Consider the following 21,033-nt stretch of genomic DNA (forward strand, 5'->3'; position numbering starts at 1 on the left):
TATGGTGGAGTGGGCTGCGGGTACCGATAGTCTGGATAACCCTTTCCTGAACTACCTGTCCGACTATGATGGCGACGGTATTGTCACGGTTGACGATATCGTGGTGGAGTATCTGGCTGCTGCAGAAGGGGGTTATGCTGCAGGTACCCGTGTGGGTTATACCGAAGCAACCCGTAAGGAAGATGGAGATGACTCTCCGGGTGATGTGATCGCCACCGGTGGTGCTTCTGATCCCTTTGATGTGGCTAAGTCACTACAAATTCGGATGCATTTGGGACAATCTATCCTTTCTCAGGATGTAGATATCGGCTTTGATATCGGCTTCCCAGGCCTCTCCTTGGATCTGGATGGTGGTATTCAGCTGGATCTGGGTTGGGATATGTATTTTGGTTTTGGGGTCAACTTGGATGATGGTCTCTACATTGTCTCGGATGCCATTGATGTAGCCGGTCTGGGTATTAAAGATTCTGACACCCTGGTTGAAAACCCCTGGTCACCGGATGAACAGTTCACCACAGAAGAGATCAAATTAACCTTTGATGCCTTCTTGGTGAATGAGCTGGACTCGGTCGCCTCTGTTTCTGCAGGGAGTGATGGTGGCTCTGGCTCTGATGAAACCCAGACGATCTCCATTACCGAGGCCACCAAAGGTAGCTTTAGTCTGAAGTTTAATGATGGTGATCGGAACTATAAGACCATTGCCATCAACTACAGTGAAGATACAGGCACCCAGGCCAGCAATATTGAAAAAGCTCTGAACAAAGCCTATAGCCGTGACCTGGATGGTACCGATATCAGCGTGACCGATAACGGTGATAACACCTATAGCGTGGCATTTGGTGGTGGTCTGAGCGGTACCAACATCTCCTTAATGGAGATGGATACCGATGATTTGAAAAACCTGGATCCAGATAACCCTGCTGAAATGAACGCCCAGCTCTTCTTCCTGCGTGGCACCATGAAGGATGATGTCACAGGCTCTATTGTGGGTAAGGATGGAGAGGATCTTGATCTGGGTGGGGCAGAAGGCTCCCGTACCCGCTTTACCGGTACCTTGGGTATTGATATTGATGACCCCAATGGTGATGGGCGGTTAACCTTTAAAGAGATCACCCAAAATAAATTCAGTGATCTGTTTGTGACGGTGGTAGATGCGGAAGCTCAGGCCAACTTGCAGCTGGAGCTGACCATTGATGCGGAGTTCTCCTTCCCATCCTTGCTGACTGAGTTCCATATGGCCTGGAGCTATAACGGTCCGGATAGTTCTGATGGTTACGAGGCCTATTTCACAGAAAGCCCCAGCATCTGGATTACAGATCTACGGTTGGATATGGGAAGTTTCTTTAGCGACTTCCTAGGCCCAATCGTTTCGCAAATTCAGGAAGTCACTGGGCCCATGCAGCCCATTATCGATACCCTTAAAGAGGATCTTGGTATTGGTAAAATTGTGGGGACAGATTTCAGTCTGTTGACCCTGGCTGAGTGGACGGCCAAAAACTATGGCGGTACAGCCAAGCTGAAATTTATTATCGCTATGGTCAAGTTGGTAGACCTGATCAACAGCATTCCAACCGATGCCAACTTGATTATTCCCATCGGGGATGTCTTTAGCTTTGCTGGGGATGCCAAGAGTAGTGATTCCAAGAAGGGGGCAAGCCTGGAAGGGGATGTTGGGGATATTGATAGTGCCATTGATAACGGCACCTCCTCCAGCGGTGGTGATGCTTCGTCCAGTCAAACCAAGTCCAAGAGCTTTATGGATAAGCTCAACGATCCCAACAGTGCGTTTAAAATTCCGCTGCTCTCTGATTTCAGCAACGTCATCAATCTGCTAACCGGTAAGACAGCGGATCTGATTACCTTTACCCCACCAGGGTTGGAGATTGGAACAGAGTTTAAGAAAGAGTTCCCCATTTACTCAGCCCCAACCGTCAACATGGGCTTCCGGGCGGCGTTTAATGTCAAGATTAACCTTACTTTGGGTTTTGATACCTACGGGTTAAACAGCTACTTCAGCAGTGGTAACTTCCTGGATATCTTTGATGGTTTCTATGTCAGTGATAACTGGACGAAAGATGGCCGTGATCTGCCTGAGATTGAACTAGAGGCCACCATTGGCGTGCGGGTCTCCTTCAGTGCGGTGATTGTACGTGCCGGTGTTGAAGGGGGGATTAAGTTCAAGGGTGATCTGGATCTGTGGGAGGACCCTGAAGAGGCCGATGGTAAGCTGCGGGTAAGTGAGATTATTGCCGCCCTTGAGTGTAACCCGCTCAATATCTTCTCCATCCACATCAAGGTGAGCTTCTATATCAAAGCCTATGTGGACATCAACTCTATCATCGCGGGTTGGAAGGAGGTGTGGTCCAAGACCTTTGTGGATATCACCCTCTATGAAAAACAGTGGGATCCGGTACCTTGCGTACCCATTTTAGCCAGTGTAAATGATGGGGTGTTGGATCTACATGTGGGCTCGGATGGTACCCCTGTGACGGTGGATGGCCACACCGCAGGTGAGAAGTACGCCAAAGATCGCCGTCACATTGATACGGAAGATGGTGATGAGTTCTACACCCTGGTTCAGACCGGTGCAGATACCATTGAGATCACAGCGGTTCTACCTAAAGGGAATACCTACAAGAAAACCTACCGTGGGGTAACCAGTATTCGGGCTTACACCGGTACAGGCGATGACACGATCGATGCCTCCGCTGTGGATGATATTGATATGTTGGTCATTGCTGGTGAAGGTAATGACACCATTATTGGCGGTGGGGGGAACGATATCCTCATCAGTGGTACCGATACCTCTACCCTGGAAGGTGGCAAAGGGGATGACCTGATCATTGCCCGTGCGGGTGAAACCACCATGCGTGGGGGCTTGGGGGCGGATACTTACCGCTTCCTGGAAGATTGGGACACCGCCTATATTGAAGATGATGATGGCTCGGCGGTACCGGATAGTAACACCGTGGATTTCTCTGAGATTGCGTTGGACCTGGTGGTGGATGATGCCAACCGTCAGGGCTTTGATGAGAACAACAACATCGTTATTTGGGATGATCCCTCAGAGCTTGGTCTGTTCTTAGGTGGATCCGGTAATGACTTTATGGACATGTCAGGAGACGAAGAGCGTCTAACAGTGACGCTGACAAGTCTTAATGCCGGTACCGTTTTGAATGGTACCAGTGGTGCAACCCCAGAGGGTGAGCGCTTCTTCGAATTTACCGATTTCGAAAATCTGGTCGGCGGTCTGCATAGTGATGCCTTTATCATCGATCCCGGTGCTGCGGTTTCCGGTAAGATCTATGGTGCCAACACAGATAGTGTGGGTGAAAACAAAGGTGACGAGCGTTCAGGGGCTCGTAATATCATCGACTTCTCTCAGTGGACCGATGGTGTCACGGTGGATCAGGAGGGAACCAGTAGCTTTGGTGGTGAAACCGCCATGGAGATCCGTGAATTCCACAACATGATCGGGGGCGCGGGTGGTGATACCTTTATTGGTAACTACATGCAGAACATCCTTATTGGTAATGCGGGGGATGATACGCTCGAAGGGCGTGATGCAGATGATCTGATCGTCGGCTTTAACTTCAACTCCGATGGTGGGTCAGATATTAAGAGCTGGAATACGCTGCCTACACGGGAGTGGACATGGTACGACCGTGAAGTGAAAAACTTCTCGGATACCAGCCCAGGTACACAGACCCTTAAAGGGGATGAAGGTAATGATATTCTCATGGGTGAGAATGGTCATGACTTCTTCTATACCGGTAATGGTGATGACACCGTTATTGGTGACCGTGCCACTTTAGATTTTGATAGTGATGGTGACCTCTCAGAGATCAACAACAGCACCCGTGCTGATGGTGGTAACGACACCATTACCGCCCTGGATGGTGATCACCTGATCTTTGGTGGTGAAGGTAATGACAACATTACCTCAGGTTCTGGCGATAGCACCATTGTGGGGGATGTGGGTAAGCTCACCTTTGATACCTCTTCACGTCGTCCTTTAGAGGTGGATACAGGCTTTGATATTGGTGGTACCGATATCATCAGCGTGACCACAGGTAATAATGTAATTATTGGTGGTGTTGAGGGAGATACCATCACCGCGACAGATAATCAGGACAGCCGCAATGTTGTCTTGGGTGATACAGGTACCATCAGTTATGCCTCTTCTGAGGTCCTCTCTTCGCTGATTGCAGATCCTCAAACGGATGCTACGGACTCGGCCGATACGATCTCTCTGGCTAATGGTGACAACATTGTCGCGGGTGGTCTTGGGCAGGATGTCATTACCATCAGCGCGGGTCTTTCCACTGGTGTGAACTACCGCTATATCTTGGGTGACCACGGCTCCATGACCTTTGATAGCGCTGGTAAGTTAACAGAGTTGAAAACGACCGATACCGATGCTGCCAATGGTGATAACGATACCATTACCATCGCTGGAGATTCTGACAGTCACGATATTGGTATGAACATCATCGCCTCAGGCATGGGGGCTGATGCCATTACGGTGTCCGGCACCACCACCAGTGTGGATGTTATTGTCTCGGATAACGGCACCATCGTCCGTAATGATGGGGATACCGATACGGCCTACGCTCTACGCAGCGTAACTTCCACGGTTTTGGATCTGGGGGGTAACGATACTATCCGTACTGCCAATGGTGACAAGAGCATTGTGGGTGGTTACGGGCAGGACACCATTACCGTTGAGACCACCAGTAACTCCAACCGACACATCGGTGGGGATAATGTGACCATTACGTATGATACCCAAGGTGGTATCACACAAATGGAAACCACAGATACGGTAGATACCACGGGAGATGCCGATACCATTACCATTGGTTTGGACGGTGATAGTTCCGACCTGGGGATCAATGTGGTCATCGCAGGTATGGCGAATGATACGGTAACCGTCTTGGGGACCACCACCAGTAGCGATGTGCTGCTCGGGGATAGTGGTATTATCACCTGGAACCCCTATGACACGGCCCAAGCCCAAGCGCTACGTACGGTTAACTCAACCCTCTATACACAACTCTATGGTGGTAGTGATACCATTCGTACCGCCAATGGCGACAAGGTGATTGTTGGCGGGCTTTATTCCGATACCATCACGGTTGAGACCACCAGTGACTCCATCCGTCAAATCAGTGGTGATAATGTCTCACTTACCTACGATACCTATGGTGAGCTGTACCTGCTTCAGACCCTGAATGAGAAGGATGACCACGGTTCCAACGATACCATTACCGTGGGTGTGGAGGATGATACCAGTACACTGGGAGAGAACATCATTACCGGTGGTATGTTTGACGACACCATTAAAATTTGGAATACCACCACCAGTGAAGACATGATCTTCGGGGATAACGCGTACATCTTCCGTGCACAAAACGAAGATAGCGCTACAGATCAAAACTGGATGTTGAAAGCCAAAACCCTGGTGAACGACAAAGGGGGTGACGACACCATTATTACCGGTAGTGGCGGTAAAGTGATGGTGGGTGGCTTTGGACAGGATGAGATGAGTGCCATCCATGGTGATCACTTGGTGATCGGGGATAACGGCCAGCTTGATTACGATAAGGATTCCGAAAACGGTATTCTACGTAAAATGCAGAGCCTGGATAATGTGATTGGTGGTAATGATCTGATCACTTTGTACGAAGGCTTTAAAGTGGTTATGGGTGGTTATGGGGATGATACCATTACGGTCTATACCGAAGAGGTTGCCGCTGCCAACGGGGTAAAAGACCTCACGGGTGTACGTACCGTCGATGGGGTTAGTGATCTAGAGGCCAAAGGGCGTACCGGTCGTTATATCACCGGTGACAATATGGAGGTCAACTTTGACCTACATGGTGGCCTTTATAAGATTGAAAGTAATGATGCCGTGGCGGCGATGGGTGGGGATGATGCCATCACCATTGGTAACCGCGCGACCACCAATGATCTAGGCTATCAGGTGATTATCGGTGGTATGGCGGCTGATACCATCATGATTGAAGATACCAGCACCTCAGAAGATGTCATCTTTGGTGATAACGTCTTCTATGAGCGATCAACCTCCAGCTACTATCATTTGGATATCAACTCTCTGCTCACCAACCAAGGGGGAGGGGATACCATTGAAACAGGCCAGGGTGAAAAGATTATCGTGGGTGGTATGGGGGCCGATGTTGCCGATGTGGTCACCGTTAACCTGGATGATGAAACCCTGTTTGCCGGGGACTCTGTTGATATTACCTACAGCCGTGCGAAGGATGGCAACCTAACCTCTATCACCAGTTCAGGTCTCTACTTTGGTGGGGATGACCAACTGACGGTTGGGGATGGTGATGTCACCTTTATCGGTGGTAAGGACGATGACAAGCTGACGGTGGCTAGTACCAGTGCCACAGAAGCTGAGATCACAGCGGGTACGGCAGATGATCCACCCAATGAGCGGTTTGCCTTTGGGGATAACGTCTATCTGGCCTATACACTAGATAGTGATAGTCAAGAGGTATTGATTACCATAAACAGTGAAGACACCACGGCCACAACGGGTGGTGACGATACCATGCTTATTGGCCCCACAGGCTCACTGGCTGGTGTCATGGGTGAGGTCATTGCGGTCGGTGGTATGGGCTCTGATACCATTAATGTTTCCGGTCTGCTGGCTGATACGGTTGCGGCAGGGGATAACATCAATATTACCCGAGCAACCGAAGGGTATTTAAAAACCATGCGTAGCCTGTTACCGGTTGCGGGTGGGGTAGATACCATTGAGCTGGCCGCAGGCGACCATGTGGTGATTGGTGGTATGTCAGGGGATACCATCCTCACAGGAAGTGGCAACACCATTGCCATGGGTGATTCAGGCTCCTTGGTGTTTGATTCAGATACCGCCCCTGAGTATTGGGCATCGGTCTCTGACTATGATGACCCTGCTTTGACAGAGGCTGAAGAGGAAGCGAAAAAACGGGTTAATCGCTGGGGTATTCTCCAGACCTTAACCAGTATCGGTACCACCAACGGTGGGCATGACACCATGACCATTGGCCAAAAAGGGACCACGTTTGATGGCCACAAAGTCGCGGTTGGCGGAATTGGTAATGACACCATTACCCTCTATGCCACCCGCTCTTATGTTGAGACGGATGATTCCGGTAACGCTGTTGAAAACTCAGATGGTTCCAACACCATTGTAGTGAGTGAGCGTGCTGTGGCCGGTGATAACGCCACAATGAGCTTTGGTACCGATGGTTTGATCACCGATTTTGCCACGGCTGACAGCAACATCTCCACAGCTGGTAATGACACCATCAAGGTTGATGTTTCCAACGATCCTGTTAAGGATCCGGATTATGTGGATGATGATATCGGCACACTGGATATGTATCTGACTACAGAATTCAATGTGTTGGCTGGTGGTCTGGGTAATGACTCTGTGTCGGTGGTGGGTTCGACAGGTATGCGTGAGGTGATCTCAGGCGATAACCTTCTCTACCAGCGCGGCACCGCCAGTCAGAATTACAACCACCTGTATGCAGAAGTTAAGAGCTCCAGTACCGGTGGCAAAGATACCATTAAGACAGGCAATGGTGAAAAATTGGTGTTCGGCGGAGTGGGTGATGACACCATCACTGTTTTAACCACAGATGTGGATAGCTCCATCGTCTTTGGTGATGCAGGTAAAGCGGCATATGACACCAATGGAACCGGAGCGGTCTCCTTGTTGGCCTCGATCCCTGAGACCAATGATGGTGCGGATACCGTGACCATTAAAAATGGTGATGTCTATCTGTTTGGTGGGGTGGGTAATGATTCGCTAACGGTTAATGCCTCGGATGCAGCCACCCGTTTGGTGATGGGGGATAGTGGTCAGGTTAACATGACCCTCTATACCTATACCGATGATGATGGTCTTTCCCAAACCATTGGGGTGCCAAACTTTATTCAGGTTAATGATGAATCCTCTGCCCTAGAGAGCAATATGATCGACACCCTCTCCCTGCCGACCAAGGGCGATAACCTGATCATTGGTGGGTTGGGTACAGATCTACTTAGTGGTGCGCAGTTGGGTGTGGATTCCATTATTCCAGGTACAGGTTCCATCCAGGTTTCACCGACCGATAGTACGGACCCTGCGGGTGCCTGGAGTAAAGTGGTTAGTGTGGTTGTGCTGGGTGAGTACAACGAAATGGGGATGACCGATACCGATTATGTGCTCAGTGAGGATGGGGTTGATACCCGACCTGAAACCACCGCGACCGGTAGTGGTGAGGTTACAGAAGATGGTACCCAGAGTGTCAGTGGCTACCTGGGGCTTGAAGCTCTGAATGGTGGTAAGGCAATCTTTACCGAAGCATCCACCACACAGCAGTTTGGTACGTTGTCGGTTAAGAGCGATGGCAGCTGGACCTATACGCTGGATAACAGTGGTACAGCGGTTCAATCACTCATGGCGGGCCATGATCGACCAGAAACCTTCCAGGTAACAACCACCGATGGTCAAAGCACGACGGTGACCATTCGTGTGAAGGGTGCGGATGATGTCTCAACCCTGAGTGGAACCAGTACAGGCAGTGTGACGGAAGATGATACCAGTGCCGTCAGTGGCACCTTGACTGTGGTAGACCCGGATGTGATCGATGCGACGATAACAGCCGCCAGTTCTACAGGTACCTATGGCGCATTTACGATCGCGGCAGATGGTGCGTGGAGTTACCAACTGGATAATACAAAAACAGGTGTTCAGTCACTGACCAACGGCCAGCAGGTCACCGATACCTTTACGGTTAATACCAGCGATGGCGGGTCTCAAGCTGTTGCCGTTACGGTAACGGGTAATCAGGATGGTGCAGCTGTGAGTAGCGGTACCGGCCAATTAAGTGAAGATGGTGTAACGAGCGTCTCCGGTACACTAACGGTGACCGATGTAGACAGTGGTGAGGCATCCTATAACGCCAGTACCCAGAGTGGTACCTATGGTCAGTTTGTACTGGATAGTACGGGAGCCTGGAGCTATCAGCTGACGAATAGTAGTTCGGCTGTACAGGGGTTGCTGCAAGGTCATCAAGCCAGTGAGACCTTTAACGTCACCACCATCGATGCGACTTCAACCAGTGTCGTTGTGACGATTGATGGTGCTGGGGACGCCCCACAGTATAGTGGTGACCAGGGTGGTCAGGTCGCTGAAGATGGAACCGCCAGCATTACCGGTCAGCTCACCATTAATGATGCCGACAGTGGGCAAAGTCTATTTGTCGCTGTCAGTAAAGTCAGTAACTACGGTAGCTTCAGCATGGATAGCGCCGGTGCTTGGAGTTATCAGCTCAACAACAGTGCCACATCTGTTCAAGGCCTTATTGGTAACCAAGTTGTGAATGACAGTTTTGACGTAACCACAGCAGACGGTACCGTAACTCAGGTGGTTGTTAACTTAAGCGGTGCAGATGATGCCCCTCAAATCAGTGGTTCTGCATCAGCCAGTGTGAATGAGGATGGCACTTTAGAGGCTACTGGTAGCTTAAGTGTTAGTGATCTGGATGATGCTCAGGCTCAGTTCAATGCTGGTCAACAACAAGGTTTACTGGGCTCCTTCAGTATTACCAGTGGGGGGGACTGGGGATATCAGCTGAATAACAGCTCCGGCTCTGTTCAGGGGTTGAAAGCCAGCCAGCAGGTTACTGAGAGCTTTACGGTCACAACAGCCGATGGCACCACAACCGCAGTGGTGATTACCGTCTCCGGTAGTGATGATGCGGCTGTTTTGGGTGGGGCTATAACCGGTACGGTCACGGAAGATGGTACAACAACCATTACGGATCAGATTTCAGTTGTCGATTCCGATAGTGACCAAAGCACCTTCCAGGCGGTTAACTCCAACGGTCTGTACGGTAGCTTTAGTTTGGATAGCTCCGGTACATGGAGCTATGTGTTGGATAACACTCTGTTGGCTGTACAGCAGTTGCCAGCAGGCCAACACCTTATGGAGCTGTTCCCCTTCAGCAGTTTGGACGGTACTTTAGGTAAGGTAAGCATCACCATTATGGGTAGCCAGGATGATGCCGTGATATCCGGTAATACCCAGGGTGTGGTGCATGAGTTTGATGATAACCGTGACAGTATTGTTCATGGTAAGTTGAATGTTGTAGATGTGGATGAGCATGAAAATAAAGTTCAGGCCGGTAGCTTGGTTGGCACGTATGGTACGCTCACACTGACCGCGGATGGCAGTTGGGTTTATGAGCTTGATAATGATGGGACAGCTCTGGGCGAACTGAATACCGGAGATCAAGCGGTTGATACCTTTGCCGTTTCTTCGGCAGATGGACAGGATCAAACATCCATTACCATTACGGTTCATGGACTTGTAGAACCACCGACGGATTTGGAAATTGCAGCTGCAGCTTCTTCTGCATTGCCACCGCCAAATAATCCCAATGATGAGTCTGGGTCTGATCCAGCCAATACCTCTGGTGGACAAAACACGTCCCCTGTCCCTCAGCAACAGTTAGGGACACAGGGTGACTCTGGGCAAGGTAGCCAAGGGGGGAATGATGGCGGTTCCGCTACGAATCCTCTAGGTAATGGAAATGACACAGGGCAGAGCCCTGGTGGATTAATCAGTACCACGGGTGGAAATGCACCAACGACCACAACGCCGACAACACCTCCAGCAGGCAGTGGTAGTCAGGGTAGTACACCTAGCCCAACGAGCTCCACAACAGCACCTTCTGGCCAGGGTGGAACCCAAGCACCAGCCGATGGTGGAACCCAAGCACCAGCCGATGGCGGAACCCAAGCACCAGCCGATGGTGGAACCCAAGCACCAGCCGATGGTGGAACCCAAGCACCAGCCGATGGTGGAACCCAAGCACCAGCCGATGGTGGAACCCAAGCACCAGCCGATGGTGGAACCCAAGCACCAGCCGATGGTGGAGCAGCAGCCGATGGTGGAGCAGCAGCCGATGGTGGAGCACCAGCCGATGGTGGAGCACCAGCCGATGGTGGAGCACCAGCCGATGGTGGTACGCCAGCCGATGGTGGTACGCCAGCCGATGGTGGTACGCCAGCCGATGGTGGACAGCAAGGACAAGCTGCGGGTGAAGCACCTGCTGACCAGGGTGGCGAAAACCAGGCGGGTGACCAAGGTGGCCAGCCTGCTGAAGCGGAAGGTGGAGGAGAAGAGGCCCAGGGTGGTGACCAGCAGGATGCAGCGGGTCAAGCTGGGGAAGAGGGCGAGAACACAGAGGGTGATGGTGAGGACAATACCGAAGGAGAGGGTGGTGAAGCCCCTGTGGATGGTGAAGCCCCTGTGGATGGTGAGGCTCCTGCGGATGGTGAAGTTCCTGTGGATGGTGAAGCGCCTGCGGATGGTGAAGCCCCTGCAGATGGTGAAGCCCCTGCGGATGGTGAAGAGGGAGAGGCCGCTACAGATGATCAAGCTAATGCAGGGGATACCAGTATGGGTGAGGCCATTGCAGGAAGTGCAGCATTGGCGGCTTCCATGGGTGGAACAGGTATGGGACGAATTCAGTGGAACCAACCTACGCAAAATAGTAGCGAAAAACGTTCTGATAACGGTAAGATCGCCAAACGTGGTTTGTTCCAACGTATAACGCGCAGTTTTAATTCATAATCAATCTTTCAACGCTCTGGAGTATAGAGAAGATGGCTGAAGAGAACGCAGAAACCAAGGTCGCCCCTGAAGGGGCCGGTAATCCCAGCATTGTGTGGGACGACAGCAGCATGGATACCACCTACGCCAACGTTTGCAATGTGTTGGGCACCCGTGAAGAGATCATGGTTCTGTTTGGGGCCAATCAAGCTTGGCAGGCTGATAGTAAAGAGGTGACGGTCAATCTCTCTAACCGGGTTGTGCTCAACCCTTATGCAGCCAAGCGTCTTCAAGCCATGCTGGATATGGCCCTGAAAGAGTATGAGACACGCTATGGTCAGTTGAAAATCTAAAAACTGTCCTGTTGTTGTTGGTTTGGTGGGTGTTTTCCACCGGTTTTGGCCCATGTACCTGATGGTACATGGGCCTTGCTATGAGATGAAGAGAGCCCATGAGTGGTGATTACCAGGAACTGACCACTGACCTATGGAAGCAGCTACACACAACCCGTGACGATGCTCAGTTTATCGAGGTGTGGATGCATCTGCTTGCCCGTCAAGCGGGGCAGGTTAGTGAGGCTGTGCTGGTGATGGGGGAGGCCAATACTGGTCCTTTTCAGCCTGTTGCATTCTGGCCACCACAAAAAAACTGTGGGGCACCATTGGCCAATGCCTGTGAGCAGGCGTTGGAAATGCGACTGCCTGTAACCCGGCAGGGTACATCCGGCGGGGTACTGGCCGTTCCCATTATTCAGGATATGGATCTGTTGGGGGTTGTTGGTCTAGGGTTTAAACAGCCTAATGTACCTGCACAGGCTAAAACCTGGATTCAGTGGGGGTTGGGTTGGTTATGGAATCGAGATGCGGAGCCTGCTGAAGAGGGCAGTATTAACAGTGCCCTGAACGAGCGACTTATGCGGGCGCTGAACCTGATGATGAGTGCCCTTGAGGCTGAAAAAGCTCAGGATGCCTACCAGATTACTCTGACAGAAGCAGCGGTTGAGTTGGGGTGTGATCGGGTCTCTCTTGGTTTTGGTGACCGTGGTATGGTCAAGTTTTCCGCACTTTCTCACTCGGCGGATTTCTCAAAAAAAATTGATTTGGTGCAGGATCTTGAAGCGGCAATGAATGAAGCCGCTGATCAGGGCCTGCCTGTTTATTATAATAAGCTCAAACCATCCATAACCGAGCAAGAGGGTACCCCAATGGTGGTGCGTGAGCACCTGGCTCTGACCCAACAGCATGGTAATGGGGTGGTCTTGTCGGTCCCCTTTTTCGTATCTGAAAGTCAGTATGGGGTGTTTCTCTACGAATGGTCTGAACAGGAGATCGATGCAACACAGCACCAGTTGGCCATGGGGCTGCCGCCAATTTTGGGACGTGTGTTGTTGGAAAAACGCGAAAGCCAGCGTTCCATACCCCGCCGATTGTTAAAAGGTCTGGGGCGCTTTTTTGAGCGGCTGTTAGGAGCGGGGCATGTGGGGATGAAGTTGACCTTCATCACCATGGTCGCCTTGGGTATGTTCTTTACCTTGACCACTGGTATGTTTCGTGTCGCTGCCGATGCCAAATTGGAAGGGGGAACCCAGCGTGTGGTTGCCGCACCTTTTGATGGTTTTGTCGCTTCGGCTCCTGCTCGTGCTGGACAGTATGTCAAAGTTGATGAGGTGCTAGCGACCATGGACGATCGGGAGGTGCGTTTGGAAGCCTCCCGTTGGGCCAGTCAACAAGTACAGTTTATGAAGCAAGCTCAGGATGCTGAGGCTCAGCATAACTCTGCCCAAGTACGCATTGCGCTGGCACAAGCCCGGCAGGCCTCCGCACAGCGAGCTTTGGCACAGGAGAAGTTAAGACGGGCACAACTGACCGCCCCTTTTGCTGGATTGGTGGTGAGTGGGGATTTAACCCAGCGGCTGGGTAGTGCTGTACAAAAAGGGGAGACCTTGTTTGAATTGGCACCTCTGAACAGCTACCGCGTGGTACTGCAAGTGGAAGAGTCGGATATTGCCCATGTCATATCTGGACAGATCGGTCAGTTGATTCTTACTGCGCTGCCCAATGAGCGTTTTCCCATTAAAATTGGTTTGATCACCCCTGTGGCCATGGCCGAGGAGGGAACCAACCGTTTTCGGGTAGAGGCCGAGCTGTTGGATGGTGTGGCACTGGTACGGCCAGGTATGGAAGGGGTGGGGAAAATTGAGGTAGAAGAGCGTCTTCTTCTATGGATCTGGACCCGCCGCTTTAGTGATTGGCTACGCCTGAAGGCGTGGACTTTGCTGGGGATCTAAGGTATGAGCTCCGCACTTTTTTCTACTTCCTGGTATCGGGTGGCCAAGCTTAAACCCAAACTGCGTAGTCAGGCTCAGATCTACCGCCACCTCTACCGGGGTGAGCGTTGGTATGTGATTCAAGATCTGGCCAGTGGACGCTTTTTGCGGATTAACCCGGCGGCTTATCGGGTTGTGGCTTTGATGGATGGCGTGCGTACCTTAGAAGATATTTGGCAAAATGCCTGTCTGACCCTAGGGGATGAAGCACCAACCCAAGATGAAATTTTGCAGTTATTGTCCCAGTTACATCAATCCAATGTGCTGTTAAGTGATCGAAAACCTGACCTGGAGGAGCTGAATAAGCGCACGGGTCGGATGAAGAAAATGAAGCTCAAACAGTACATCTCCAACCCGCTTTCCCTCAAAATACCCGTGTATGACCCAGACCGTTTGTTAAATGGTATGGTGGGGTGGATTGGTCCCTGGGGGAAAAAACTCCTGTTGGTGGCCTGGTTCGCCTTGATGATTTGGGGGGGCTTTTTAGTTGCTTATCATTGGGACCCCCTAACAGAAGATGTTATATCACGGGTTTTTACACCGGAGAATGTTCTGCTGCTCTGGTTTATTTTTCCTATGGTTAAATTGATCCATGAGTTTGGTCACGGTTTAATGATCAAGCTTTTGGGGGGGCAGTGTCACGAAATGGGGCTCATGTTTTTAGCCCTAATGCCTATTCCCTATCTGGATGCCAGTCATGCGATGTCCCTGCGTAGTAAGGGGCAGCGTATGTTGATTGGTATGGGGGGGATGATGCTGGAACTGGCCGTGGCAGTTATTGCCATTGAGCTGTGGAGTAACGCTTCCCCAGGCTTGACCAAGGCTATTCTCTACCAGACCATCATGTTGGCCGGTATGACCACCTTGATTTTTAACATTAATCCGCTTTTGCGTTTTGATGGATATTATATCTTGGCCGATTGGTTGGAGATCCCCAGTTTGGGTAAAAAAGCCAACCAATATATCAGTTATCTCACCAGCTTTTATCTGTATGGCGTCCGTAAAAATATTGAGCCCCCCCATTTGAGTAAGCGGGAAGGTCCGTGGTTGGTCAGTTTTGGCTTGTCCAGCTTTGTGTACCGAATGTTCATTGCCGGTGCCATTATTTTTATGGTGGCTGAGCAGTTCTTTTTTGTCGGGGTGTTGCTGGCCTTTTGGGCTGGGTATGCCATGCTGTTGATGCCATTAATGAAGGGGGTGAAGTTTCTCTTTTTTAGCCCCACATTAACGGGGCAACGCAAGCGCGCCATGGGGGTTGTTTTTAGTGGTGTTGGGGGGCTGTTGCTCTATTTAGGGACTGTCCCGGTCACGGCATCGACCATTACCGAGGGGGTGATCTGGATGCCGGATCAATCTCGTGTTGTCGCCCCCATGCCCTGCTATGGTGAAACAGTCGTGGTGGCACCTGGTTCCTTGGTGGAAGCAGGTGATCTGTTGCTCACCTGTAAAGAACCCCAAATTAGTAGCCGTCAAGAACAGCTGTTGGCCCGTAGGCTGGAACTTGAAAACCGCTTGGTTTTGGCCCGGACGGATGAATCCGCTGTGGCCGGCCAGATTGTAAATTATGAGCTGGGCCATGTTGTCCGAGAATTGGAAGATACCCAAAACCGCTTGTCTCAGATGGACATTCGTGCCTCTCATGCCGGTACATTTGCCTTACCCTCTCCACAGGATTTTGAAGGGCGCTATCTCTTACGTGGTGACGTATTGGGGTATGTGTTGGATCCTGCCCGTTTTTCACTGTTGACGGTGGTGCCTCAAGGGTCGGTAGATTTGGTGCGTAACCGCACGGTTGGTGTGGAGTTGCGGAGCGTGGATCAAATTCATCGTCTTATTCCCGCCCGTATTGCACGAGAAGTCCCCGCCGCCAGTCAAGATCTACCCAGTATGGCGCTCTCTTTACAGGGCGGGGGAGAAATTGGCTTGGATCCTGAGGCGATGGATGAAGGCGGTGGGGCTAAGGCCATTGTATCGCTCTTTCAGTTTGAACTGGCCTTTATTGGGGATGAGCGTCCGCAAACGTTGGGGTCTCGCTTGTATGTGCGTTTTGTGCATAAACCGGAACCTATGATGATGCAGTGGTACCGTTCTTTACGCCAAACCTTCCTCAAGCGGTTTGCGGTGTAAGGTATGTTTAACCTCTCTCTCCATGGCGATTCCTATCCTCAACAGCCCGGCCATCTGGAATTAAGTTGGCTAGACCGTATGGGGGAGCGTATTCGTTTAACCTGGATGCGTAATAAGCAGGTCAACCACTTTGTGCTTTCACGCATGATCAAGAAAGTACTTAAAGCAGAACGGTCTTTGGCACCTCTCCCCCCCGAACAACTGCGGTCTGATCTCGAAGAGCTAACATTGGCACTGCGCCGAGATGGCTTGGAGGATGCCCTGGTTGTGCATGCCTTTGCTCATGTTCGACTCATGGCCCACCGTGTTTTGCAGATGCGTCATTTTCCCTCTCAGCTTAAAGGGGGATATATCATGCTGCAGGCTTATGTGGCTGAGATGGATACCGGTGAAGGTAAAACACTGACCGCAACGCTGCCCGCAGCAACGGCTGCTTTGGCAGGGTTTACCGTGCATGTGGTGACCGTCAATGAATATTTAGCCCGTCGGGATGCCGAGCTGATGGGTCCGCTTTATGGTGCTCTAGGCCTGACCACCGGGGTGGTGACAGAGACCATGGATGCCGATGAAAAACAGGCAGGCTACCGGGCTAATATTGTCTACTGTACCAGTAAAACACTGGTTTTTGACTATCTGCGTGACCGTATTGAGTTGGGGGAACGCATGAAACCGATGGCCATGGCCTTTGATGCCTTGGTGGGGGGCGGTAAAGAGCAGGTCATGCTCAAAGGGTTACAGTACGCCATTGTTGATGAAGCAGATTCCATTTTTGTGGATGAAGCCCGTACCCCTTTAATTATCTCAGCTCCCAGCAAAGACCCCAGTGAGTTAGAGTTTCTGCATACTGCCTGGGCGCTCTCCCAAAAGTTAGAGCAAGGGGTCGATTATGAGCGGGATGAAGAGGAGCCGCCGCGCATCACCGAAGAGGGGGGGCAAAAATTAGCAGAGTTTTGTACGGACCTGCCACCTGTTTGGCAGGGGCAGCACCGTCGGGAAGAGGCCATTGTGCAAGCGCTGACAGCCCAGCATAGTTTTGACTTGGATGTCCATTATATCATTCGAGACGACAAAATCATGGTGGTGGATGAGACCACCGGTCGTGTCATGCCAGATCGGGCTTGGGAGCGTGGTTTACAGCAGTTAATAGAAATCAAAGAAGGTGTGGAGGTAACCCCCCCGAAGGAGACCTTGGCCAAGATCAGTTTTCAGCTCTTTTTCCGGCGTTTTTTAAGGTTATCCGGTATGAGCGGTACCTGTCGTGAGGTGGGCGGAGAGATTGCTGAGGTGTATGGCTTGGGGGTCGTCCGTGTCTCCCCTAACCAACCTTCTAAGCGTAAAAATGTACCGATTAGCCTCTTTGCTCGGCGTGAACAGGCGGATGATGCCATTGTCGAAGCGGTGCGGCGCTGCCAGTTGGATGGTCAGCCTGTTTTGGTGGGGACCCGTTCCATTGCAGCGTCAGAACAGTTGAGTGAACGCTTTGAGCAGGTCGGTTTGATCCATCGGGTGCTTAATGCCAAGCAGGATCAGGAGGAGAATAGCATCATTGCAGAGGCGGGTTATAAAGGTGGCATTACCATTGCGACCAATATGGCCGGGCGCGGTACGGACATTAAACTCTCCAAAGAGGTTAAGGCCATTGGTGGTCTTCATGTTATTTTAACCGAGCGCCATGATAACCGTCGGGTGGACCGGCAGCTTGCGGGGCGTTGTGCCCGGCAAGGGGATCCTGGCAGTTGGCAAGAGATACTCTCTTTAGAAGATGAGCTAACTCAGAAATTCCTGCCCTGGGTGGGCCATATCTTACGAGGGTGGCTCTCATGGATGCCCGGTCTCTTTCTGGCACGCTGGTTGGGGATGGCGTATTACCGCTGGGCTCAGTCCTATGCAGACCGTGGTCACCGACGTGTGCGGCGACACTTAATGAAGACTGATTTTCAACTTAGGCAGTCGCTCTCCTTTACCGGAGAGTTGGAGTAGTAGATATGTTGCGATCCTGGTTAACAGTTTGTCTGTTTGCTTTTAGTTTAATGCTCTGTAGACAAACGGCGGCAGCCAATCCTGATACGTTATTGCAAGAGATGGAGGCCTTAAGCCAGCGACACCAAGGTAGTGAAGGGCCTATTTCCTGCTTAATCGAACCCTCTTTACAAGCGGCTATGGGTACCCAGGTTGAAGGGGTGCTGGAAAAAGTGATGGTGGACCGTGGAGACTTTATCCGCCGTGGACAGCTCTTGGCACAATTGAGTGTCGGTGTGGAAAAAGCAGCGGTGGCTTATCAAGAGGTGAGGGTAGCCTATGGCACGCGACGGGTTGACCGTAACAAGGCCTTAAAACGGCAAAAACTGATCTCTCCTCAAGATCTTGATGAAATCGTGACGGAGCTGGAGTTAAGCCAGTTGGAGCTGCAAGAGCGTAAAGAGCAACTAAAGCTACGTCAGATCTATGCGCCATTTGATGGGGTTGTGGTGGATCGTATGCGGGATCCGGGGGATATGATTAAGCAGGAGTTAATCATGAATGTGGCACGGATTGATCCTCTGCATGTGGAGTTGGTGGTACCTGCAACACAGCTTAATCGCTTTAAAAAAGGGGAAAAACGCTTCATCGAAGTGCCCTTACTGAAAAAGAGATTCGAAGCCAGGGTTTCTGTTATCGATAAAGTGGTGGATGCAGCCAGTGGGACCTTTCGAGTAAGGCTGGTTTTACCCAATAAAAGGCATAGACTTTCAGCGGGGTTGCGGTGTAAACTGACGCGTTGAAAAATGAGTGCGTATTCTCTTTGTTTTTCATGGGAAAGCATCGTGTTTGGATGCGGTTTTGTTTAGATTGTTCCTGTTGGGACGCTCAAAATAGGGTTTTTCGATGGCCATGCCAGCGACACCAAAGATCAATCGACGTTACTTTACTGGCACTGCGCTGGTAGTCGGTGCGACGATCCTGTTCTCGACCTCTGCTGTCGAGGCTGTCCCAACAAATGAAGAGGCTAAACGTATCTCTGATGGCATTAACCGTCAGCAGGCTTTACGTATTCCCGCCATTCAAAAACTCCCCAAGCTTGGGGGGCGTACTGTTATTCGTGCCAACATGCCCCGTAAGCGGACCTCGCTTAATAGCCTTAAATTATCGGTAGATGGCTTTAAGCTGGAAGGTCACCCTGGGGTCGATGCCACCGCAGTGGATGAAGTGATCGCACCCTGGAAAGGCCGTGAGCTGACCTTTGGTGAGTTTGAGCAGATGGTCCATGCCGTGGCGGCTTTTCTTCGTGAAAATGGGCATCCAGATGCCCAAGTCATGATCTCTCGTGCCAATATCAAAAAACGTAAAATGGCTGTGGCGGTACGTGGTTTAACGCCTGCCTCGGTCTTCTTAGCCAAACAGAAGCCGATTGATGTTGAGCCTCGGCTCTTTGTTGAACGCTTTGAGGTGCAAGGTTTGACCTTGCTTGATGAAGAAGAGCTGACTGTGGCGTTAGAACCTTTCAGTGGGCGCTATCTCTCGGGTACTGAAATGCAGAATGCCGCAGAAGCGGTTGCCAATGTACTGCGTGGCAAAGGGTATAAAGTGGCTCAGGCCTTTTTACCGCCGCAACGTGCTGATGATGGCATTCTGAAAATTGAGGTGTTAGAGGGGGTCGTTGATCCAGCCAGTGGTGTGAACGGTATTGTGGTAACTGGGGCAGGTAAGCGACTTCGTAAAGCGTTTATTGAGTCTCATATTGCGACAGCAGTCAAAGGTGGTGAACCTCTGCATGTGCCGGACCTGGATAAATCCATTCGTCTGGCCAAGTTACGCCCCGGTGTTAAATCCATTAATGCTGACTTGGCGCCTGGCTCAACCCCTGGCACCACGCAGGTCAATATTAAGGTGGAAGAGGAGAATCTCTTCTCTGGCACAGTCTCTTATGACAACTACGGTTCAGCCTATGTGGGTTCACATGTAGGCCGAGGAACGTTAAACATCAACAGCCCCATGGGCTTTGGTGAGCGCTTTAGTTATAGCTACAACCGGTCGGATGATATGACGATCCATCAAGGGAGCTTCTCGGTTCCTGTTGGTAGCCGTGGATCGTTAGAGGCTGCATATAGCGCGATTAATATGGGGATTGGTCAGGATCTCTCTATATTGGATCTGACCAGTAGCTCACGAACCTGGTCATTGGATGGACGCTACGCCGTTATGGCTGAGGAACGGGACTCTCTGTTTGCGAACCTGAGTTTGCAAAGCAAACAGATGTGGAACGACATGGGTACCTACAAACTCAACCACCGCAAAGTTGATGTTGCAACCTTGGGGTTGGAAGCCAGCCATCTGACGGATTCTGGCAATCAGGTGAACTGGGGCTTGAGTGCCTCTGTGGGTAATGTGGACCTTTCCAAAAATGCCTCTAACCAAGCTAATGACGCCATTACAGCCCGAACTGAAGATATTTTCGGTAAGTTTAATCTTACCTATGATCACTCGGCGCTTGTGACGGGAACAGAAAATTGGAGCATTCGTGGCAAACTTCAGGCGCAGCTTGCCACTAAAAACTTAGATAGTGCTGAAAAGATGTCTTTGGGTGGACCCACTGGTGTACGGGCTTACCCTGTGGGTGAGGCCTCCGGCGACCATGGTGTTATCGGTAGTTTTGAGGTGCACCGCAACATGGGTAAATACTATGCCTGGGAGACAGGCTTGTACGCCTTTCTTGATGCCGGTCATATTGTCCAAAATGCCGACCTTTGGTCTACCGCTCTGGATGCAGGGGACCGCAATGAATATAGCCTCTATGGCTACGGGTTGGGGGCAACCGCCAATTACGCCGACGTCGGTGGATTTAACCTGATGGTGGCGAAGAAGATTGGTTTGAACCCAGGGCTGGATAGTGATGGCACTGATGCTGATAACAAAAACCTTGATCCACGTCTGTGGATCATTGGTGATGTGAAATTTTAAGGGTAGGGATGCG

The 21,033-nt window shown here is 51.1% G+C and carries 7 protein-coding genes (1 of these 7 only partly in view); all 7 read left to right on the forward strand.

All coding sequences use genetic code 11. The annotated features are described in order from the left end of the window. Positions 1–11,650, forward strand: partial view of a pentapeptide repeat-containing protein gene (locus tag V5T57_RS15170; protein WP_332892088.1) — the 3' portion only. The gene continues 23,258 nt to the left of window position 1, outside the view; 11,650 of the gene's 34,908 nt are visible here — the last part of the coding sequence; its start codon lies beyond the left edge, outside the window; its stop codon occupies positions 11,648–11,650. A gap of 32 nt (positions 11,651–11,682) precedes the next feature. Beyond that, complete coding sequence (locus V5T57_RS15175) at positions 11,683–11,982, forward strand: DUF3467 domain-containing protein (protein WP_332892089.1); 300 nt, start codon at positions 11,683–11,685, stop codon at positions 11,980–11,982. Positions 11,983–12,080: 98 nt separating this feature from the next. Beyond that, positions 12,081–13,916, forward strand: a complete 1,836-nt coding sequence (locus V5T57_RS15180; RefSeq protein ID WP_332892090.1) for an efflux RND transporter periplasmic adaptor subunit — start codon at positions 12,081–12,083, stop codon at positions 13,914–13,916. Between the two features lie 3 nt (positions 13,917–13,919). Continuing rightward, on the forward strand, positions 13,920–16,082 hold the full coding sequence (locus tag V5T57_RS15185; RefSeq protein WP_332892091.1) for a PqqD family peptide modification chaperone: 2,163 nt from the start codon (positions 13,920–13,922) through the stop codon (positions 16,080–16,082). A 3-nt stretch (positions 16,083–16,085) separates the two neighbouring features. After that, positions 16,086–18,062, forward strand: a complete 1,977-nt coding sequence (locus tag V5T57_RS15190; RefSeq protein WP_332892092.1) for a preprotein translocase subunit SecA — start codon at positions 16,086–16,088, stop codon at positions 18,060–18,062. 5 nt (positions 18,063–18,067) lie between these two features. Next, the gene (locus V5T57_RS15195; protein ID WP_332892093.1) at positions 18,068–18,844 is read left to right on the forward strand and encodes an efflux RND transporter periplasmic adaptor subunit; all 777 of its coding nucleotides are present in this window, start codon (positions 18,068–18,070) and stop codon (positions 18,842–18,844) included. Between the two features lie 103 nt (positions 18,845–18,947). Next, positions 18,948–21,020 carry a ShlB/FhaC/HecB family hemolysin secretion/activation protein gene (locus V5T57_RS15200; RefSeq protein ID WP_332892094.1) on the forward strand — a complete coding sequence of 691 codons (2,073 nt, stop codon included), beginning with the start codon at positions 18,948–18,950 and terminating at the stop codon, positions 21,018–21,020. Positions 21,021–21,033: the final 13 nt, after the last annotated feature.

The sequence above is a fragment of the Magnetococcus sp. PR-3 genome, assembly GCF_036689865.1.
Lineage (GTDB): Bacteria > Pseudomonadota > Magnetococcia > Magnetococcales > Magnetococcaceae > Magnetococcus.

Excerpts from the sequence above, each read along its gene's own strand:
- V5T57_RS15175 (WP_332892089.1), top strand. The coding sequence starts at position 11,683 with ATGGCTGAAGAGAACGCAGAAACCAAGGTCGCCCCTGAAGGGGCCGGT.
- V5T57_RS15180 (WP_332892090.1), top strand. The coding sequence starts at position 12,081 with ATGAGTGGTGATTACCAGGAACTGACCACTGACCTATGGAAGCAGCTA.
- V5T57_RS15185 (WP_332892091.1), top strand. The coding sequence starts at position 13,920 with ATGAGCTCCGCACTTTTTTCTACTTCCTGGTATCGGGTGGCCAAGCTT.
- V5T57_RS15190 (WP_332892092.1), top strand. The coding sequence starts at position 16,086 with ATGTTTAACCTCTCTCTCCATGGCGATTCCTATCCTCAACAGCCCGGC.
- V5T57_RS15195 (WP_332892093.1), top strand. The coding sequence starts at position 18,068 with ATGTTGCGATCCTGGTTAACAGTTTGTCTGTTTGCTTTTAGTTTAATG.
- V5T57_RS15200 (WP_332892094.1), top strand. The coding sequence starts at position 18,948 with ATGGCCATGCCAGCGACACCAAAGATCAATCGACGTTACTTTACTGGC.